The 17,347-nt window shown below is 75.3% G+C and carries 17 protein-coding genes and 1 pseudogene; 10 read left to right on the top strand and 8 right to left on the bottom strand.

Annotation, left to right across the window (positions count from 1 at the left end; all coding sequences use genetic code 11):
• Positions 1-170: 170 nt before the first annotated feature.
• The gene (locus ACFWXO_RS27195; protein ID WP_380526705.1) at positions 171-875 is read left to right on the top strand and encodes a class I SAM-dependent methyltransferase; all 705 of its coding nucleotides are present in this window, start codon (positions 171-173) and stop codon (positions 873-875) included.
• Between the two features lie 149 nt (positions 876-1,024).
• A complete protein-coding gene (locus tag ACFWXO_RS27200) occupies positions 1,025-2,218 on the top strand; it encodes an SDR family NAD(P)-dependent oxidoreductase (RefSeq protein WP_380526758.1) in 1,194 nt (397 codons plus the stop codon).
• 34 nt (positions 2,219-2,252) lie between these two features.
• Here ACFWXO_RS27200 and ACFWXO_RS27205 read toward each other — a convergent pair whose 3' ends face one another.
• Both ACFWXO_RS27205 and ACFWXO_RS27210 read right to left on the bottom strand, forming a co-directional pair.
• Positions 2,253-2,717, bottom strand: a complete 465-nt coding sequence (locus ACFWXO_RS27205) for a (2Fe-2S)-binding protein (RefSeq protein WP_380526707.1) — start codon at positions 2,715-2,717, stop codon at positions 2,253-2,255.
• A gap of 14 nt (positions 2,718-2,731) precedes the next feature.
• Positions 2,732-4,741: a molybdopterin cofactor-binding domain-containing protein gene (locus ACFWXO_RS27210; RefSeq protein ID WP_380526709.1), complete on the bottom strand. Its 2,010-nt coding sequence runs from the start codon at positions 4,739-4,741 to the stop codon at positions 2,732-2,734.
• Positions 4,742-5,447: 706 nt separating this feature from the next.
• Here ACFWXO_RS27210 and ACFWXO_RS27215 point away from each other — a divergent pair.
• Positions 5,448-6,734, top strand: coding sequence for an MFS transporter (locus ACFWXO_RS27215; RefSeq protein ID WP_380526711.1), 1,287 nt, complete (start codon positions 5,448-5,450; stop codon positions 6,732-6,734).
• Here ACFWXO_RS27215 and ACFWXO_RS27220 read toward each other — a convergent pair.
• Positions 6,668-6,904: a hypothetical protein gene (locus tag ACFWXO_RS27220; protein WP_380526713.1), complete on the bottom strand. Its 237-nt coding sequence runs from the start codon at positions 6,902-6,904 to the stop codon at positions 6,668-6,670. The genes ACFWXO_RS27215 and ACFWXO_RS27220 overlap by 67 nt on opposite strands.
• Before the next feature lie 145 nt (positions 6,905-7,049).
• On the opposite strand from ACFWXO_RS27220, the gene ACFWXO_RS27225 reads away from it, so the two are divergent.
• The 3 genes from ACFWXO_RS27225 to ACFWXO_RS27235 all read left to right on the top strand — a co-directional run bounded on the left by ACFWXO_RS27225 (position 7,050) and on the right by ACFWXO_RS27235 (position 10,267).
• Entirely contained in the window at positions 7,050-7,781 is a 732-nt protein-coding gene (locus ACFWXO_RS27225; RefSeq protein ID WP_375884371.1) for a Mut7-C RNAse domain-containing protein, read from the top strand.
• A 138-nt stretch (positions 7,782-7,919) separates the two neighbouring features.
• Positions 7,920-8,381, top strand: a complete 462-nt coding sequence (locus ACFWXO_RS27230) for a cupin domain-containing protein (protein ID WP_380397118.1) — start codon at positions 7,920-7,922, stop codon at positions 8,379-8,381.
• The gene (locus tag ACFWXO_RS27235; RefSeq protein WP_380526716.1) at positions 8,378-10,267 is read left to right on the top strand and encodes a CocE/NonD family hydrolase; all 1,890 of its coding nucleotides are present in this window, start codon (positions 8,378-8,380) and stop codon (positions 10,265-10,267) included. Before ACFWXO_RS27230 ends, ACFWXO_RS27235 begins: the two co-directional genes overlap by 4 nt.
• On the opposite strand, the gene ACFWXO_RS27240 is transcribed toward ACFWXO_RS27235, so the two are convergent.
• A complete protein-coding gene (locus ACFWXO_RS27240) occupies positions 10,268-11,101 on the bottom strand; it encodes a hypothetical protein (RefSeq protein ID WP_380526718.1) in 834 nt (277 codons plus the stop codon).
• A gap of 148 nt (positions 11,102-11,249) precedes the next feature.
• Between ACFWXO_RS27240 and ACFWXO_RS27245 the strand changes: the two genes are divergently transcribed.
• Entirely contained in the window at positions 11,250-11,735 is a 486-nt protein-coding gene (locus tag ACFWXO_RS27245; protein WP_380526760.1) for an inorganic diphosphatase, read from the top strand.
• Between the two features lie 71 nt (positions 11,736-11,806).
• Here the strand turns inward: ACFWXO_RS27245 and ACFWXO_RS27250 are convergent, their stop codons facing one another.
• On the bottom strand, positions 11,807-13,099 hold the full coding sequence (locus tag ACFWXO_RS27250; RefSeq protein ID WP_380526720.1) for a pyroglutamyl peptidase: 1,293 nt from the start codon (positions 13,097-13,099) through the stop codon (positions 11,807-11,809).
• Positions 13,100-13,168: 69 nt separating this feature from the next.
• On the opposite strand from ACFWXO_RS27250, the gene ACFWXO_RS27255 reads away from it, so the two are divergent.
• The 3 genes and pseudogenes from ACFWXO_RS27255 to ACFWXO_RS27265 form a co-directional block, all read left to right on the top strand.
• The gene (locus ACFWXO_RS27255) at positions 13,169-13,423 is read left to right on the top strand and encodes a hypothetical protein (protein ID WP_380526721.1); all 255 of its coding nucleotides are present in this window, start codon (positions 13,169-13,171) and stop codon (positions 13,421-13,423) included.
• 58 nt (positions 13,424-13,481) lie between these two features.
• Complete coding sequence (locus ACFWXO_RS27260; protein WP_380526723.1) at positions 13,482-14,528, top strand: TerD family protein; 1,047 nt, start codon at positions 13,482-13,484, stop codon at positions 14,526-14,528.
• A gap of 34 nt (positions 14,529-14,562) precedes the next feature.
• Positions 14,563-14,676 (top strand): annotated as a pseudogene (locus ACFWXO_RS27265) (IS5/IS1182 family transposase); the annotation flags it as partial.
• A gap of 63 nt (positions 14,677-14,739) precedes the next feature.
• Here the strand turns inward: ACFWXO_RS27265 and ACFWXO_RS27270 are convergent.
• From ACFWXO_RS27270 to ACFWXO_RS27280, 3 genes are read right to left on the bottom strand one after another with little or no spacing between them, the layout of a single operon-like run.
• Positions 14,740-15,780 carry an SDR family oxidoreductase gene (locus tag ACFWXO_RS27270; RefSeq protein ID WP_380526725.1) on the bottom strand — a complete coding sequence of 347 codons (1,041 nt, stop codon included), beginning with the start codon at positions 15,778-15,780 and terminating at the stop codon, positions 14,740-14,742.
• A 48-nt stretch (positions 15,781-15,828) separates the two neighbouring features.
• On the bottom strand, positions 15,829-17,088 hold the full coding sequence (locus ACFWXO_RS27275; protein ID WP_380526727.1) for a beta-ketoacyl-[acyl-carrier-protein] synthase family protein: 1,260 nt from the start codon (positions 17,086-17,088) through the stop codon (positions 15,829-15,831).
• Complete coding sequence (locus ACFWXO_RS27280; RefSeq protein WP_380526729.1) at positions 17,085-17,336, bottom strand: acyl carrier protein; 252 nt, start codon at positions 17,334-17,336, stop codon at positions 17,085-17,087. The genes ACFWXO_RS27275 and ACFWXO_RS27280 overlap by 4 nt, the downstream gene beginning before the upstream one ends.
• Positions 17,337-17,347 lie beyond the last annotated feature (11 nt).

The raw sequence follows: 17,347 nt of genomic DNA on the forward strand, positions 1-17,347 counted from the left end.
CCGGCGCCGCCCCCCCGCCCCGGAGCGGGCGGGGCGCCGGGTCAGCGGGCGCCCCCACCCCCCGCGCCGCGCGCCCCCCCCCCCCCCGCGGGGGGGGGGGCGCCCCCCCGGCGCGTTCGGGGTCCTGGCGCATCGGGTTCGCTGGAGCCCTGCACCAGTAAGGTCGTCTGATGGTCCGACTGATCAGTGACAGCGAGCTCAGCGCCTCCTCCGTGGTGGCCAACAGCACCATGAACCGCGGGCGCGGGCTGCGCGGCGTCAACAGCTACACCCGCGAGCTGGGCTTCGACCCCGTGGCCTGGCTCCGGGAGCACGGCGGCGCCGCGCCCGGCTGGCTGGACCTGTGCAGCGGGGAGGGGCGGGCGCTGGTCGAGGCGGCCCGGGTGCTGCCCGCCGGCGCCGAGCTGACGGGGGTGGACCTGGTCGGGCCGCTGGTCCCGCTGCGCGTCCCGGCGGCCGGGGCACGGCTGCGCCTGGTGACGGCGGCGCTCGCGGACTGGGTGCCCGAGCGGTCGTACCAGCTGATCACCTGTGTGCACGGCTTGCACTACCTCGGCGACCAGCTCGGCGCGATCGCCCGCGCCGCCTCCTGGCTGGCCCCGGACGGCCGTTTCGCCGCCCACTTCGACCCGGAGTCGGTGCGCCGCCCCGACGGCTCCGGCGCGGGCCGCGCGGTGCTCGCCGCGCTGCGGGCGGCCGGGTTCGAGTACCGCGCGCGCCGCCACCTGCTGCTCCTGGACGGCGGACGGCCGGTCGCGCTGCCCTTCGGTTACGCGGGCGCCGACCCGGCGGCCGGGCCGAACTGGACCGGGCAGCCGGCGGTCGGGTCGTACTACCACTCGCTGGTCGCGCCACGGGGGCGCGTGGAGTTGTAGTTGAAGATTGAACGCAACGTCCGAATACCGCCGGAGACGTCAAGGGATCCGGATCAGGATCGACTCACACACCGAGAGCGGAACGCCGGCCGGCGGACGGCCGGGACGCGATCGGACCACGGTGCACGAGGAGACCCGAAGACATGACGATGAACGGTGCTGCGGCGCTCGACGGCAAGGTGGCCCTGGTGACCGGCGGCAGCCGGGGGATCGGGGCCGCGGTCGCGCTGCGGCTGGCCGAGGACGGCGCCCACGTGGCGCTGACCTACCAGGGCTCGGCCGAGCGGGCCGAGGAGGTGGTCGCCAAGATCACCGCGATGGGGCGGACCGGCTGGGCCGTGCGCGCCGACAGCGCCGACCCGGCGGCGGTGCGCGCTGCGGTGGCCTCGGTCGCCGAGCGGTTCGGACGGCTGGACATCCTGGTGAACAACGCCGGCGTGGGCGCCGGCGGGCCGATCGAGGAGGTCGGGCTGGAGGAGCTCGACCGGGTGCTGGAGGTGAACGTCCGGGCGCCGTACCTGTACGCCCAGGCGGCCGTCGAGCACCTGGCCGAGGGCGGGCGGATCGTCGCCATCGGCAGCTGCGTCGCCCAGCGCGTCGTCTTCCCCGGCGCCGCGCTCTACGCGACCAGCAAGGCCGCGCTGATCGGCCTGACCAAGGCGCTGGCCAGGGAGCTCGGCCCGCGCGGGATCACCGCCAACCTGGTCCACCCGGGCCCGATCGACACCGACATGAACCCGGCCGACCCGGTGGACCCGATCGGGCTGCTCGCCCGGGCCCTGGCCCAGACCGCCGGGCTGATCGACGGCACCGGCGTCGAACTGGCCGGCCACCCGACCCCCTGCCGCTCCTGGGACGTCGGCGACCTGATCAGCCATCTCCTGCACGACCTGGCGCAGTTCACCCTCCGGGCCGAGGGCGGGCAGCCGGACTGGAGCCGGCCCTTCGACCGGGTCGAGGAGGACTGGCTGCACGCCTTCGAGGCCGGGGCCGAGCGGCTGGTCGAGGCCTGGCGCGCCGCCGGGGACCTCACCGGCACGGTCGAGCTCCCCGGCGGCGCCACCCTGCCGGCCCGCTTCCCGGTCGATCAGCAGACCACCGAATTCGCCGTCCACGCCTGGGACCTGGCCCACGCCACCGGCCAGTCCACCGAGGGCCTGGACCACGAGGTGGCCCGGGCGGCACTCGACTGGGCGCACGGCGCCCTCAAACCCGAGTACCGCGGCGACGAGGCCGACCACCACGCCTTCGCCCCCGAAGTCCCCGCCCCGCCGGACGCCCCGGCGTACGACCGGCTCGCCGCCTTCTTCGGCCGTGACCCCGCGGCGGGCGCCGGCGCATAGGGCCCACCGCGGCGATCCGCAGACGGCCGGTGGGTCAGTGCACCCGGCCGGTGGCCGCGGCGCGTTTGATGGCCTCGCGGATGCGGGGGTAGCTGCCGCAGCGGCAGATGTTCTGGATCTGGTCGATGTCGGCGTCCGTCGGGTCGGGGGTGCGGCGCAGCAGGGCGACGGCGGTCATGATCTGGCCGGGCTGGCAGAAGCCGCACTGGGCGACGTCGCAGTCGATCCAGGCCTCCTGGACGGGGTGGAGGGTGTCGCCGTCGGCGAGGCCCTCGATGGTGGTGACGGTGCGGCCGTCGCACTCCTTGACCGGGCGGGTGCAGGGCTGGAACTCCTGGCCGTCCAGGTGGCTGGTGCAGGCGCGGCAGACGCCCACGCCGCAGCCGTACTTGGGGCCGGTGACGCCGAGCTTGTCGCGCAGGACCCAGAGCAGCGGCATGTCGTCCGGGGCGTCGACGCTGACGGGCCGCCCGTTGAGGACGAAGGTGTGGGTGGGCATGGGGGGCGACGTCCTCAGAAGTTGATCGGGAAGGAGCGCGGGCTGGTGCCGGTGGCGCGGGCGTAGGCGTTGGCGACGGCGGCGGAGGCGGCGGGGACGCCCAACTCGCCTGCCCCGCCCGGGGATCCGCTGGGCGGCATCAGGTGGATCTCGACGGTCGGCGGGGTGTTGCGCTGCCGGGCGTAGTGGAAGTCGGCGTAACTCCCCTCCCGGAAGGCGCCGTTGTCGAGGTGGTTGCCGGCCTGCAGGACGACCGAGATGCCGTCGATCAGTGCGCCGGTCAACTGGGCCTCCAGGCCTCGGGGGTTGATGACCTGGCCGACGTCGGCGGCGATGACGGCCTTGGTGACCCGGGGGTTGGCGCGGTCGGTGGCGTCGAGTTCGACCAGGTAGGCGGCCCGGCCGCCGTTCTCGTCGTGGTAGCCGACGCCCTGGGCCTGGCCCTCGGGCATCGGGCGGCCCCAGTCGCCGGCCTTGGCGAGGGTGTCCAGGAGGGCCCGGCCGGCGGCGTCGCGCACCCGGGCGCGGCGGAAGGCGACCTCGTCCTGGCCCATCCGGCGGGCGAGTTCGTCCATCATGATCTCGTCGGCGACCCGGACCATGCCGGAGTAGACGGAGCGCCAGCTGCCGGTGTGCACCGGGAGCGGGAGTTCGGCGAGCAGCTGGGTGGGGATGCCGACGTTGTACGGGTTCTTCTCGGTGAGCAGGAAGAAGGCCTGGGCGAGGCTGATCCCGGCGACGGAGAGGTTGAACCCGGCGCCGGTGAGGGCCTCGCCGAGGCCGTGCGAGAGGTCGGTGCGCACGGTGGCGGCGCGGTGCTCCCAGCTGAGCACCTGGCCGAGGCCGTAGGTGGCGCGGATGCGGTGGTGGCTGGCGGGGCGCATCCGGCCGTGCCGCATGTCGTCGTTGCGGGTCCACATCAGTTTGACCGGTCGGCCGGCGGCCTTGGAGATCTGGGCGGCCTCCAGGGCGGCGTCGAAGAACAGCCGGCGTCCGAAGGAGCCGCCGCCGCGGACGACGTGGACGGTGACGGCGTTCTGCGGCAGGCCGAGTTCGGCGGCGATGGTCTGCTGGGCGATGATCGGGCTCTGGGCGGCGAACCAGAGTTCGGCGCGGCCGGGCCGGACGTCGGCGACGGCGGTGAGTACCTCCATCGGCGCGTGGTTGACGAAGGCGAAGTCGAACTCGCCGTCCAGGTACGGGGTGAGCAGCGGCGGCAGCAGGAACGGCGCGTGCGCGGCGCGCAGTCCGGCCCGGACGTCCTCGGTGGAGAGGCCGGCGGCCGGGCCGGGGTTCCAGGTGGTGCGCAGTGCGTCGCGGGCCTTGAGGGCCTGGTCGAAGGTCTCGGCGAGGACGGCGACGCCGGTGGGGATCGGCACCACGGCGAGGACCCCGGGCATGGCGCGGGCGACCGAGGCGTCCAGGGACTTGAGGGTGCCGTTGACGGTGGTCGGGCGGGCGACCACGGTGGGTGCGGCGCCCGGGATCCGGAGGTCCCCGGCGTACTGGACGCGGCCGGTGACGATGTCGCGGGCGTCGATGCGGCCGGTGGGCCGGCCGACCAGGCGGCGCGGGTCGGCCGGCTTGGGGGTGGCGGGGACGGCGGGGACGACCACGGTGGCGGCGTCGGCGGCGAGTTCCCCGAAGCGCAGGCGTCGGCCGTCGGGGGCGAGGACGGCGGAGCCGGCGGTGCGCAGGGCGGTCGCGGGAACCTTCCAGCGGTTCGCGGCGGCGGTGACCAGCCGGGCGCGGGCGGCGGCGGCCGCGGCGCGCACCGGCTCGTACAGCGAGCGCACCGAGTTGGAGCCGCCGGTGAGCTGGTAGAAGAGCAGTTCGGGGCGGCCGTCGGAGAGCGGTACGTCCACGTCGGTGAGTTCGGCGTCGAGTTCCTCGGCGACCAGCATGGCGATCGCGGTGGTGAGGCCCTGGCCGACCTCCAGTCGGGGCAGGTGCAGCGCGGCACGCCCGGCGGGGGTGATTTCGAGCACCAGCAGGTGGGAGGTGGGCAGGCCGGCGAGGATCATCGCGTCGCCGAGGTCGAGGACGTCGGGGATGCCGGGCAGGCCGAGCAGTTGCGGGGGCGCGGAGGCGTCGCGGGTGGCCGCGGCGGCGCGTTCGGCGGCCCGGGCGGTGGCGGGCGCGGCGGCGTCGAGGCCGAGCCGGGCGGCGACGGTGAGGGTGGGGGCGGCCAGCAGGTAGGTGAGGAAGCGGCGGCGGCCGGCGGGCTCGGCGCGGTCCGCGGGACCGGTGGGAGCGGCGGGGTCCTCGTCCGGGCCCTCGCGGCCGGCGAAGCCCGAGCGGGCGGTGGAGGTGCTGATGGGAGGGGCCCTTCGAGCCGGAGCGGGCGCCGGATCGGGCGGGCACGGACGGCCCCGGCCCCGGTGCCGGATCGCGGACGCCGTTGAGCATAGGAGGGCGTTACTGACGGGTCAACACGGCCAATCTTGGCCCTCCGGCCGGGTGGTGGAGGTGTCCGGTCCGCTTCGGCCGGCGGAGTCGGAGCGGGTACGGAGGGGGCTTCGCCCGGGCGGGCGGGGCCTCGGAGCGGCCGCGCGGAGTGCTGCCGGACGATCAACAGGGCGCTGTCGTACGGGAGTTCACGGCTCGTCCGACGGTGCGGCGGGGCCCCGGAAGTGGACCGGGAAAATTCAAGATCAATGGACCTGTCGGCCGGTCCACTTCTTCCCTAGGCTGGGCCTCGCCCGACCGCCTGGATCCGACAGGAGAGAAGTGCCGAACCAGAGCGCCGCCCGGCTCGCCCTGCTGCCCCCCGCCGGCCCCCAACGCACGCTCGCCGCAGCCCAGTTGGCGAGCGCGGTGGGCGACGGCGCCTACTACACCTGCTCCGCGCTCTACTTCACCCGCGTCATCGGGATGTCGCCGACCGCCCTCGGCTTCGGACTCGCCGTCGCCTGGGCGCTCGGCTCGCTGGCGGGCGTCCCGCTCGGCGCCCTCGCCGACCGTCGCGGCCCGCGCCGCACCGCCGTGGCCCTCGCGCTCGCCACGGCCGGCGTGGTCGCCGTCCTCCTGGTCGTCCGCTCCTACCCGCTGTTCCTGCTCGCCGTCTGCCTCTACGCCACCGCGCAGTCCGGCCTCACCGCCGCCCGGCAGGCCCTGGTCGCCGGCCTGGTGCCGACCGCCGAGCGCACCGGACTGCTCGCCCACCTCCAGTCAACCCTCAACGGAGGACTGGCCGTTGGCGCCGCCATCGGCGGCATCGCGCTCACCGTCGGCACCCGGGAGGCCTACTTCGGCGCCTTCACCGTCACCGCCCTCGGCTTCCTGGCCGGTGCGCTGGTCCTGCGCCGGCTGCCCGAGGCCCCGCCCGCACCGGCCGACCCGGCCGCCGGACCACGACTGGCCGTGCTGCGGGACCGCCGCTACGCCGCCGTCACCCTGGTCAACACCGTGCTGCTGCTGCGGATGCCGATGCTCAGCCTGATCCTGCCGCTGTGGATCGCCCAGCGCGCCCCCGGCCTCGGCTGGCTCGGCTCGGCGCTGTTCGTGCTCAACACCCTGGCCGTGCTGGCCTTCCAGGTCCGGGCGGCCCGCGACGTCAGCGGACTGGACTCGGCCGTCCGGGCCGTGCGGTCGTCCGGGGTGCTGCTGCTCGCCTCCTGCGCGGTCTGCGGACTGTCCGTGCTGTCCGTCCCGGCGTGGGGGTTCGCCGCCCTGCTGGTGGTCGCGGCCGTGCTGCAGGTGGCGGGCGAGATGCGGCAGTCGGCCGGTTCCTGGCAGCTCGGCTTCGACCTCGCGCCGCCGGAGCGGATCGGTCAGTACCAGGGCTTCTTCGGCACCGGCGTCGCCGTCGCCCGCACCCTGGGGCCGCTGCTGCTCACCACGCTGCTGCTGGACGGCGGGCTCACGGGCTGGCTGGTACTGGGCGGGGTGTTCCTCGCCGCCGGGTACGCGATGGGCCCGGTGGCCCGCTGGGCGGCGCGCGACCGCGACTACCTGCCCCCGGCCCCCGCGCCGTCCTCCTCGGCCGTCGGGGCCACCGCCGCCGAGGCGCCGTAGAGATCGTCGTCGCCGCCGTACGGCGCCGCGCGCCCGGCCCTGGAGGCCGGCCGCTCGGAGCGGTCGGCGAACAGGTCGTCCGGCGCGTCCTCCAGCAGGTCGTCCGGCGTCTCCTCCACCAGGCCGTCCGACCGGACCGGCCGGCCGTCCCGCCGCTCGTTCCCGGTCATCGCACGCTCCAACCGCCGCTGCTGCTGTTCCGGATACGGCCGATGCTACTCCGCGGGCCCGCCGCGCAGCGCCCCGCGCGGGCCCCGCGCAGCGGGCCCCGGAAACCGCTGGCCCCCGCCCGCCGCCCGCTGGCATGCTGGCCGCGTGGACAGACCCCAGATCTGGCTCGACCTCGCCCCTGAGCTGCACCTCTTCGTCTCCGCGCCCCGGCGGGCCGGCCGCACCGCGCTGCGCACCGACGGCACCTCCAGCCTCGGCCACCTGGTCGAGTCGCTGGGCGTGCCGCTCACCGAGGTCGGCGCCCTGCTGGTGGACGGCCGCCCGGTGCCCGGCTCGTACGTCCCGGCCGACGCCGAGCAGGTCAGCGTCGCCGCCGTCGCCCGGCCGCAGCCCTCGCCCGCCCCGCCGCGCTTCCTGCTGGACGTCCACCTCGGCACCCTCACCCGCCGGCTGCGCCTGCTCGGCATCGACGCCGCCTACGAGAACCCCGACATCGGCGACGCCGCGCTGGCCGCCCGCTCCGCCGCCGAACAGCGCGTCATGCTCTCGCGCGACCGCGGCCTGCTGCGCCGCCGCGAACTGTGGGCCGGCGCGTACGTCTACAGCCACCGCCCTGCCGAGCAGCTGCGCGACGTGCTCTCCCGCTTCGCCCCGCCGCTCGCCCCCTGGAGCCGGTGCACCACCTGCAACGGCACGCTGCGCACGGTGAGCAAGACGACGGTGCGCGAACAGCTGCACGACGGCACCGAGCGCTCGTACGACGCCTTCGCCCAGTGCGCGGACTGCGGCCAGGCCTACTGGCGCGGGGCCCACCACGCCCGGCTGGAGGCCATCGTCACCGACGCGGTGCGCGAGTTCGGGGGAGTCTCGGGGTAGCGGAGCCGGGCTCCTCGGGGTTCTCTCGGGGTCGGATACGGACCGCTGCGGATGGTGGGCCGTCCGGCGGGCATGGTCTGATCGGCGACGGGGGACGAGCCCAGGAACTCCTTCGTACGAGAGAGGCCGGGTCGTCGGATGAACGATCAGCCAGTGCACCAGCCCGCACCGCACCACTCCTCCTCACCCGAGCACCAACCCTTCGAGAGCGCCGAGCCCGCCACCGCCCCGGTGGTGACCGCGCCCGACGGCGCCGTGGTCCGCCCGCTGCTGGTCCTGGACGGGCTCGGCAGCCTCGCGGTCTTCGAACTCGCCCCCGGGCAGGTCACCCACGCCGTGTCGCACGCCACCGTGCAGGAGCTGTGGCAGGTCACCGCCGGCCGCGGCGAGCTGTGGCGGCGCCAGGACGGCCGGGAGGAGGTCCACCGGCTCGCCCCGGGGGCGGCCGTCTCGATCCCGCTGGGCACCGCCTTCCAGTTCCGGGCCGACCAGGACGCCGACGGGCCGCTGCGCATCACCGCCGTCACCATGCCGCCCTGGCCGGACACGGACTCCGAGGCGCGCCCGGAGGAAGGCCCCTGGAAGGCGACCGTCCGATGAGCCGGGGCAGGACGGCCCACCAGCGGTTACGCCGCACCGCCGCGGCCGCCGTCGCCGCGCTCACCCTGTTCGGCCTGGGCGCGGCCCCGGCCGTCGCGGACACCGGCACCGCCGCACCCCACCTCCAGTCACGCTACGTGGCCATGCCCGACGGCGTCCGCCTCGCCGTCGACGTCTACCTGCCGAACGGCACCGAACCCGGGGCCGAGCTGCCCACCGTCCTGGTCACCCAGCGCTACTGGCGCGCCCACGTCCTGGCCGGACAGTCGGGCGGCACCAGCGGCGAGGCCGAGGCCTGGAACGCCAAGGGCTACGCCTACGTCGTCGCCGACCTGCGCGGCACCGGCGCCTCCTTCGGCACCCTGACCTCCGAACTGGGCGCGGACCTGGTCGCCGACAGCGGCCCGCTCAGCGACTGGATCGCCGCCCAGCCCTGGTCCAACGGCCGGGTCGGCACCACCGGTGTCTCCTACGGCGGCGACACCGCGATGCTCGCCACCGCCCTCGGCAACCACCACATCACCGCCGCCGCACCGATCTCCTACGACTTCGACCCCTACGAGGACCTGGTCCGCCCCGGCGGGCTGCTGATCGAGCCCCGGCTCGCCCCGTACGCGCTGCTGCTGCGCATCCTGGACCAGGCCGGCGGCACCACCTGCGAGACCAGTGCGCAGACCCGGCAGCTCTGCGCCCAGGTCGGCCTCACCGGCCTGACCCCCCGTCCGGTCGACGGCCCGGACGGACCCGCCCTGATGGCCGCCGCGCGCGCCGAGCACGCGAACAACGCCAACCTGGTCGACATGGCGCAGCAGGGCGTCCACCGCGACTACCGCAACGGCCCGCAGAGCTGGACGGTCGGCAGCGTCGGCGAGCAGACCGACGCCGTCGAGGACGGCGGCGTCCCGGTGCTGACCCGGGCCGGCTGGCTGGACGCGGGGACGGCCAACGGCGTGCTGTCCCAGTTCAGCGGCCTGTCCAACACCCAGGACGACTGGATCGGCCCCTGGAACCACGGCGCCGGCTGGCTCGCCGACCCGTTCCGGCCCGCCCGGCCGCTCACCCCGGCCGAGCACGAGCAGAACGACCAGCGGGTGGTCGACTTCTTCGACCGCTACGTGCGCGACGGCGCCCGCCCCGACGGCAGGCGGCAGGTGCACTACTACACCTTCAACGAGGACGTCTGGCGCACCACCAGCCGCTGGCCGGTGCCCGGGACCCGCACCCGGCCCTTCCGGCTCGGCGCGGGCAACACCCTCACCGAGGGCCGGACCGGGAGCGGCCCGGCCGGCTCCGACCTGCTGAGCCTGGACCCGACCGCCGGCACCGGCCCGCTCGACCGCTGGAACACCAACCTCAGCGGCAGCAAGGTGAGTTACCCCGACCGGGCGGCCGTGGACGGCAAGCTGCTCAGCTACACCACCGCGCCGCTGACCGAGCCCGCCCGGGTCACCGGCAACGGCAGGGTCACCCTCGGCGTCACCGGCCTGGCCGGCTCGGCGAACGGCGCCCTGCACGTCTACCTGGAGGACGTCGCCCCGGACGGCCGGGCCACCTATCTGACGGAGGGCCAACTCGCCCTCGCCGACCGGGCGGTGGCCGACTCCGGCGACAACCCCGACTGGCGCCGGCTGCGCACGCCCCGCAGCTACGCGGCCACCGACGCCACGCCCTTCCCGCAGGGGCGGGCGCAGCGGGTGGTGATCGACCTCCAGCCGGTCTCGGTGCTCTTCCGGGCCGGCGACCGGATCCGGCTCACCGTGGCAGCCGCCAACCCCGACTCCTTCCAGCTGCTCCCGGCCGACGGCCGCGCGCAGTACCGGATCGGCTACGGCGGGCACGGCGGCGAGTCCGGTTCGGTGCTGGAACTCCCACTGGTGCAGCGGTAGTTACCTGCCCGCCAGGCCGAGGGTCCAGATGTGGGAGCTGTAGCTGCCCATCCGGGTCGGGTGGCGCTCGACCAGGGTCGCGGTCAGGCCCTCGGGGCCGCCGTGCAGTGAACCGGTGAAGCGGTGCCGGTCGGCGGGGTCGAGCGGGAGCAGTTCGGCGAGCACCGCGTCGTCCAGCTCCCGCCCGACGGCACGCAGCACTCCCGCGTCCAGCACCAGCAGGGTGCCGTCGGGCAGCACCAGCGGCTCGGGGGCCAGGGCGTCGCTCAGCAGCGGGCCGGGCTCGACCACCCCGCCGGGCAGCAGCCGCACCACCCGGCTGCCGGTGGGGTGGCGGCGGTCGGTCTCCACCACCCGCAGGCCGGTGCCGGCCGGTCCGGCCGTGCCGACCACGTAGTGGCCGAAGCTGCGCCAGGAGTCGACCACGGCGCCGTCCCGGTCGTGGGCCCTGGTGTCGAAGTGGCCGTAGCCCTCCAGCCCCAGGACGAAGCGCCCGTCGCCGAGCGCCGCACCGCGTTCCCCGCGCAGCTCGGCGACCGGCGTGCCGTCGGCGAGGTCCAGCAGCAGGGCCGGGCCGAGGTGGCCCCAGGCGGTGTAGTCGAAGGAGGTGGTGGTGACCAGCACCCGGTCGGCGGACAGGTGCGCCGCGTTCGGCCGGCCCGGGCAGGGGCGGCGCCAGCGGACCTCGCCGGCGGCGTCGACCCAGCTGAGCTCGCCGTCCCCGCCGTGCAGCGTCCAGCCCTCGCGCCGCGCCAGCGGCCCCGCCGGGCGCCCCTGCGGACGGCCGCCGGGCTCGCGGCGGTGGTTCATGACCGTGACCTGCCAGCTCCCCATGGTGCGGATGCTATCGGCCGGGCCCGAACGACGGGTGTCGTTTCGGTGGCCGCTCACGGCGCCCTGACGGCGGACAATCTCCCCAGGACCAGTGGAGGAGGCGAGAGTGGAGCCCGTGGAGCCCGTGGAGCCGGCGGAGTTCGAGGTGATGGTCGAGATCCCGCAGGGATCGCGCAACAAGTACGTGATGGACTTCGACGCGGGCCGGATCAGGCTGGACCGCACCCTCTTCACCGCCACCCGCTACCCCGCCGACTACGGGTACGTCGAACGCACCCTCGGCGGCGACGGGGAGCCGCTGGACGCGCTCGTCCTCGGCGGCGAACCCGCCGTCCCCGGCTGCGTGCTCACCTGCCGGGCGGTCGGGATGTGGGTGATGCGCGACGAGCGCGGACCCGACCAGAAGGTCCTCTGCGTCCCGGCTCGCGACCCCCGCTACGCCGACCTGCGGGACATCGGCGACCTGCGCGAGTTCGACCGGCTGGAGATCACCCACTTCTTCCAGGTCTACAAGGACCTGGAGCGCGGCACGTCGGTCGAGGGCTCGCACTGGGCGGGCCGGGACGCCGCCTACGCCGAGATCGCCGAATCGCGCGCCCGGGCGGCGGGCACCCGCTTCGCCCGCCCGGCCTGAGCCCGTCCGGCCTGAGCCCGTCCAGCTGAGCCCGGGCCCACGGCAGGGCCCGGGCCCAGCGGTTCGTCGGCTCAGAGCCGCGCGCTGCTCAGGATCGCGCGCACCTGGGCGGCGATGGCGGCCTCGTTGTGCTCGAACTCCGGTGAGGTGACGCGGTCCTGCCGGTCCGGGAGGCCGGTGAGGACCGGGGTGTGGAGGTGGCCGCCGGGCAGCGCGGGGTCGAGGTCGAGGCGCAGGCGGTTGGAGCGGTAGGCGACCTCGTTGGAGAGGTAGCCCCCGCCGCCCCCGGCGACGGCGCGGGAGCCGGGGGTCGGGCCGTCGGGGCGGTCGACCGGGGCGGTGGCGCCCGCGGGGATCTCGGTGACGGGGGTGTTGAGCAGCACGGGGTAGGGCTGCTGGACGGCCGTCATGGCGTCGGTGGGCAGGGTGGTGCGGATGAACTCCGGGCCGTCGGCGAGGCCCGGGGCGTCCACCGGGTGCTGCCGGGTGCCGCCGGAGAGCGCGGCGGCGTTGTCGGTGTACGGGTCGGCGGAGCGGGCGCGGCCGGCCCAGGCCTCCAGGGTGAACTTGCCCGGGTAGCCCTGGCTGATGCTGGTGATCAGGTCGGCGGACTGCGGGCCGCCGGGCTCCAGGTGGGGGCCGAAGGCGCGTTCCACGATGCCCTGGTCGAAGTCGCGGTAGCGCACCGGCAGGACGACGGCCCGCACCTCGGCGGTGCTGCCGTCGGCGAGGGTGATCCGCTGCCCGTGCAGTTGCAGCACGGCCGCGCCGGAGGGGTTGGCGCGGCGCGCTTCGGTGTCCAGGCCGTACGGGTCGAAGCCGCTGACGAAGATCCGTCGGACGCCGGGGTCGGGTTCGTCGGCGAAGCCGTCGTCGAGGCCGCGCGAGGCGTCCTCGAAGCGGGCCCGCAGTCCGGCGTGGTCGACGTCGAACCGGGGCTGCCACTGGGCGAGTTGCACGGTCATGGCGAGTCGCGCCCAGTACAGCGGGCGGTCGTCGAGGGCGGGCAGTTCGCCGCCGGGCCGGCGGCCCTGGGCACGGTCGAGGCCGGCCTGCCAGAGCTTGCGGCCCCAGGTGTCCACGACCCGCTCGGCGCGGTGGGCGGTGCGGGCGGAGCAGAGCGCGGCGGGGAAGCCGTGGAGCAGGTCGGCGAGGCCGGAGCGCTCGGTGAAGGCGGCGGTCCGGGCGTCCCCCAGCCGGGCCTGTTCGGCGTCCAGCGGGGCGGTGGTGACGGTCCGGCAGCCGGCCGGTGCGGCCTGGGCCCCGGCGGCGGGGGCGAGCAGCGCGGCGAGGGTGCCGACGAGCGCGGTCGCCAGGGCGGCGCGGCGGGTGGCGGAGCTCGCGGCGCGGCGGGTCATTGTCATGGCCACTGACATTAGGCGGCGGGCTGACACCCCGCCAGGGTGCCTGCGCCGTACCCGTAGGCTGAGCGGGTGACACCCCTCGATCCGACCGTGAAGTCCCTGATCAGCGACCCCTACGGCGCCTACGCCGCGCTGCGCGCCGAGGCGCCCGTGCACCGGGTCACCGGCCCGGACGGACTGCCCGTCCGGCACCTGCTGCGCCGCTTCCCCGACCTGGCCCTGGACACCGCGGCCGAGGAGCTGCGCCACCGCCCCGCGCTGCGCGCCCGCGGCCTGCTGGAACTCCCCGTCCGCATCGGGTCGCAGGGGCGGGAACCGGCGTGAGCTCTACAGCGTTGTCGTGGTCGAACAGCGTGATTCGGACGGTGGTGGAGGAAACCCCATGAGTGTGGCCCTGACGAAGGGTGGCAACGTCTCCCTGGCCCGGCAGGCGCCCGGCGTGCGGTCCGTCCGGGTGTGCCTCGGGTGGACGGCCGGAGCCGCGTACGACCTGGACGCCAGCGCGCTGCTGTGCGGCCCGTCCGGGAAGGTCCTCACGGACCAGCACTTCGTCTTCTTCAACAACCTGCAGAGCCCGGACGGTGCGGTCCGCCACCTGGGCTCCGGCGGGGGCGGCGAGGACGCGGAGCGGATCGAGGTCCGGCTCGGGGACGTCTCGGCGCAGGTGGAGAAGGTCGCCTTCGCGGTGGCGATCTACGACGCGGCGCAGCGGCGGCAGAGCTTCGGCCAGGTGCGCCGTGCGTACGTGCGGGTCGTCGACGCGGACAGCGGCACCGAGGTGGCGCGCTACGACGTGACGCCCGAGACGGGCAGCGAGACGGCCATGGTGTTCGGCGAGCTCTACCGCAACGGCGCGGACTGGAAGTTCCGCGCGGTCGGGCAGGGCTACGCCTCCGGGCTCGCGGGCATCGCCACCGACTTCGGGGTCGACGTCCTGCAGCCCGCGCCGGCGGCTCCGGCCCCTGCCCCTGCCTCCGTCTCCGCGCCCGTACCGGTCGCGCCCGCGGCGCCGCCGGTCGTCCCCGCCGTTCCGAAGACCCAGCCAGCTACAGGGAGTTCACCCGTGACGTGCTTCTTCGACCCCACCCACGGCGCCGGTTCGGCCGTGGTGCTGTGGCAGCCGCAGTGGGGCGTGCCGCGCCAGGTCGAGACCTGCGCCGCCTGCGCCCAGCGGGTGCAGACCACCGTCCCGCCGTTCTACACCCCGCCGCAGGCCGGTTACCCCCAGCAGGGCTACCCGCAGCAGGCGCAGCCGCAGGTGCCCGCCCAGCAGCAGGAGCAGGGCGGCCGCCGCTTCGGCACCGGCGCGATGATCGGCGCGGGTGCGGCCGGCCTGGTCGGCGGCGTGCTGCTGAACGAGGCGCTGAGCGACGACGAGCCGCAGGTGGTCGTCAACAACTACTACGAGGACGACGACTCCTTCTTCTAAGAGGAGCTGACAGAACGGCGAGGTGGCCATGGTCGACCGTGCCCGACCGGGCTCGAAGCACCACGTGATCACGGACGGCCACGGCACACCGCCGGCCATCACCCTGACCGGCGGCAACCGCCACGACGTCACCCAGCTGCTGCCACTCTGAAGCCGAGTCGACCCTCGGCCGGAGCGCAGCTCTGCCGCCCGGTCCGGCCGTGACGTCGGGTCAGGAGGCCGTGGTGAGGGCCGTCCACGGCTGCGGGCGGGCCAGGGCGAGACGGGGTTTGGCGTCGGCCCAGTGGCGCACGGCGGTGGCCATCACGGTGGCGGGGTCGGTGACCGGATGGGTGGGGGTGAAGGGCTCCGTCATCGAGGTGTAGCTCTGGAACATCGCGAGCAGCTTGACGGCCTGGGCCTGGAACGGCGAGAGGTGACGGTCCGCCAGGGGCAGGAAGAAGCGGTTCCAGCGTTCCGTCGGGACGAGCGGCGGGCGCTCCACCGGGGCGATCCCGTGGGCGGCGCGGCAGGAGTTGAGGGTGTCGCAGATGACGTCGAGCAGGGTGGAGAGCGTCAGACAGGCCGGCCCTGCCGCGATCACCTCGGTGCGTGGGGTCGGCGGGGGCTCGGCGAGGCCGGCGGCTGCGATCACCCGGGCGACCTGGTCGACGGGGCTGATCTCGGCGTAGCCGTCCGGGTCACCGACCACGACGGCGGCCAGGCCGGACACCAGGGCCTGGAGGATCGTGTACGGCCCCGAGAAGCGGGCGATCCGCCCGTCCCGGCTGCGGCCGACGACCAGCGGCGGGCGGACCACGGTGAGCGGTCCGGGGTGCTCGGCCCGGGCCAGGTCCTCGCAGCGGGCCTTGGACCACTCGTAGCCGTTGCGATAGCCCTCGAACTGCGCGCTGCGAAGGTCGCCGGGGTTGCGGGTGCCGCCGACGTAGGCGGTCGAGACGTGCACCAGGTGGGTGTCCCGGTCGGCCAGGGCGAGCACTGCCCGCAGCGGCTCCACGTTGGCGGCGACGGCCTCCGGACGGGTGAGGGTCCAGCGGGTGGTGGCCGCCGCGTGGACGATCACGTCCCAGTGGCCGGCCAGTTCGGCCGGCGGGGGTTCGGCCCCCATCCGCCAGCGGACCGAGGCCTCGGCGACCGAGGCGTCGGCGGTGGCTCGGCGGGCCACCGGCACGGGCGTGTGGCCCGCCGCCCGCAGCAGGCCGGTGACCTCGGTGCCGACCACACCGGTCGCGCCGGTCAGGAGGATTCGCATGGGACGTCCCGGAACGAGGAGGGGATACGAGGGGGGAATCGGGGAAGGTCAGGCGGGGACGAGCACCAGGCAGGCGTTCTGGCCGCCGAAGCCGAAGGAGTTGGAGAGGACCGGCGCCGGTGCGATGCCGCGCGGCACGGAGCGGACCAGGTCCACCAGGTCGGCCTCCGGGCTGGTGCCGAGGTTCGCGATCGGGGGCACCTCGCCCCGGGTCGCGCAGAGCAGGCCGAGCGCTGCCTCCAACGCTCCGGAGCCGCCGATCAGATGGCCCGTCACGCCCTTCATCGCCGTCACGGGCAGGGCCCCGGCGCCGAAGCAGCGCTCGATCGCCCGGGCCTCCGCCCGGTCGTTGAGCACCGTCGAGGTGCCGTGCGCGTTGACGTGGCCGATGTCCGCCGGTGCCAGCCCCGCGTCCGCGATCGCGCGTCGCATGCAGCGGGCCGCCACCTCGCCGTCCTCGATCGGGGCCACGATGTGGAAGGCGTCGCAGTTGTCCGCGTACCCCGCCACCTCGCCCAGGATCGCCGCGCCCCGCGCCAGGGCCGCGTCCCAGCGTTCCAGCACCAGGACGGCGGCCCCCTCGGCCATCACGAAGCCGTCCCGGTCCGCGTCGAACGGGCGGCTGGCCAGGGCCGGTTCGCCGTTGCGCGCCGACATGGCGCGCATCTTCGCGAACGCGCCGACGATCACCGTGGTCACCGGCGCGTCCACGCCCCCCGCCACCGCCGCGTCCAGTTCGCCGTAGCGGATCCGCCGGGCCGCCTCGCCGATCGCGGTGGTGCCGCTGGCGCACGCCGAGGAGTACGTGGTGCAGGCACCCCGGAGGCCGTAGCGCAGGGCCAGGCGGGAGGCCGCGGAGTTCGCCATGGTGCGCGGCACGGTGTGCACCGGCAGGCCGCCGGGGCTGTCCCAGTGGTCCGTGGTCACCTGCTCCATGCTGGCCAGACCGCCCATGCCGGTGCCGATCTGCACGCCCACCCGGTCCGGCGGCGGACCGCCGTCGGTGAGGCCCGCCGCGGCGACGGCGTCGGAGGCCGCGCAGAGCAGCAGGGTCGCGGCCCGGTCGATCTGCCGGGCCTCACGGCGGGTCAGGTACGCCTCGACGTCGAACGGAGGCACCAGCGAGGCGATGGTCACCGAGACGCCCCGCTGCACCAGGAGGTCGACCACCCCGGCGGTGGGCCGGGCCTTGAGCACCGACTCGTAGGCCTCCTGCACGCCGGTGCCCGCCGGAGACTTGACCCCGATCCCGGTGACCGCCACCCGGTGGCCGCCGTCCGGACGCCTGGAATCCCGGTTCGCCGTCACCGGTCCCCCGTCCGGAGCGTGAGGAGGTCGATCGCCTGGCCGACGTCCTCGGCCCGGGTCAGGTCCTCGACCTCGATCCGCAGGGCCAGCGCGCGTTCGAGGCGGGAGCCGATCTCCATCAGCTCCAGGCTGTCGATGCCGTAGTCGGCCGACAGGCTGGTGCGCTCGTGCACCTCCTCCACCTCCGTGCCGAGCACGTCCGAGATCGTCGTCCGGACCATCAGGGCCAGTTCCTCACGCGTGGGCATGTCACTCCTTC

Source organism: Kitasatospora sp. NPDC059088, from assembly GCF_042738155.1.
In the GTDB taxonomy this organism is placed as follows: Bacteria; Actinomycetota; Actinomycetes; order Streptomycetales; family Streptomycetaceae; genus Kitasatospora.

What these genes read in the sequence shown, in the direction of transcription:
- ACFWXO_RS27195 (WP_380526705.1), top strand. Translation starts at nt 171, where the DNA reads ATGGTCCGACTGATCAGTGACAGCGAGCTCAGCGCCTCCTCCGTGGTG.
- ACFWXO_RS27200 (WP_380526758.1), top strand. Translation starts at nt 1,025, where the DNA reads ATGAACGGTGCTGCGGCGCTCGACGGCAAGGTGGCCCTGGTGACCGGC.
- ACFWXO_RS27205 (WP_380526707.1), bottom strand. Translation starts at nt 2,717, where the DNA reads ATGCCCACCCACACCTTCGTCCTCAACGGGCGGCCCGTCAGCGTCGAC.
- ACFWXO_RS27210 (WP_380526709.1), bottom strand. Translation starts at nt 4,741, where the DNA reads ATGATCCTCGCCGGCCTGCCCACCTCCCACCTGCTGGTGCTCGAAATC.
- ACFWXO_RS27220 (WP_380526713.1), bottom strand. Translation starts at nt 6,904, where the DNA reads ATGACCGGGAACGAGCGGCGGGACGGCCGGCCGGTCCGGTCGGACGGC.
- ACFWXO_RS27230 (WP_380397118.1), top strand. Translation starts at nt 7,920, where the DNA reads ATGAACGATCAGCCAGTGCACCAGCCCGCACCGCACCACTCCTCCTCA.
- ACFWXO_RS27235 (WP_380526716.1), top strand. Translation starts at nt 8,378, where the DNA reads ATGAGCCGGGGCAGGACGGCCCACCAGCGGTTACGCCGCACCGCCGCG.
- ACFWXO_RS27240 (WP_380526718.1), bottom strand. Translation starts at nt 11,101, where the DNA reads ATGGGGAGCTGGCAGGTCACGGTCATGAACCACCGCCGCGAGCCCGGC.
- ACFWXO_RS27245 (WP_380526760.1), top strand. Translation starts at nt 11,250, where the DNA reads ATGGTCGAGATCCCGCAGGGATCGCGCAACAAGTACGTGATGGACTTC.
- ACFWXO_RS27250 (WP_380526720.1), bottom strand. Translation starts at nt 13,099, where the DNA reads ATGACAATGACCCGCCGCGCCGCGAGCTCCGCCACCCGCCGCGCCGCC.
- ACFWXO_RS27260 (WP_380526723.1), top strand. Translation starts at nt 13,482, where the DNA reads ATGAGTGTGGCCCTGACGAAGGGTGGCAACGTCTCCCTGGCCCGGCAG.
- ACFWXO_RS27270 (WP_380526725.1), bottom strand. Translation starts at nt 15,780, where the DNA reads ATGCGAATCCTCCTGACCGGCGCGACCGGTGTGGTCGGCACCGAGGTC.
- ACFWXO_RS27280 (WP_380526729.1), bottom strand. Translation starts at nt 17,336, where the DNA reads ATGCCCACGCGTGAGGAACTGGCCCTGATGGTCCGGACGACGATCTCG.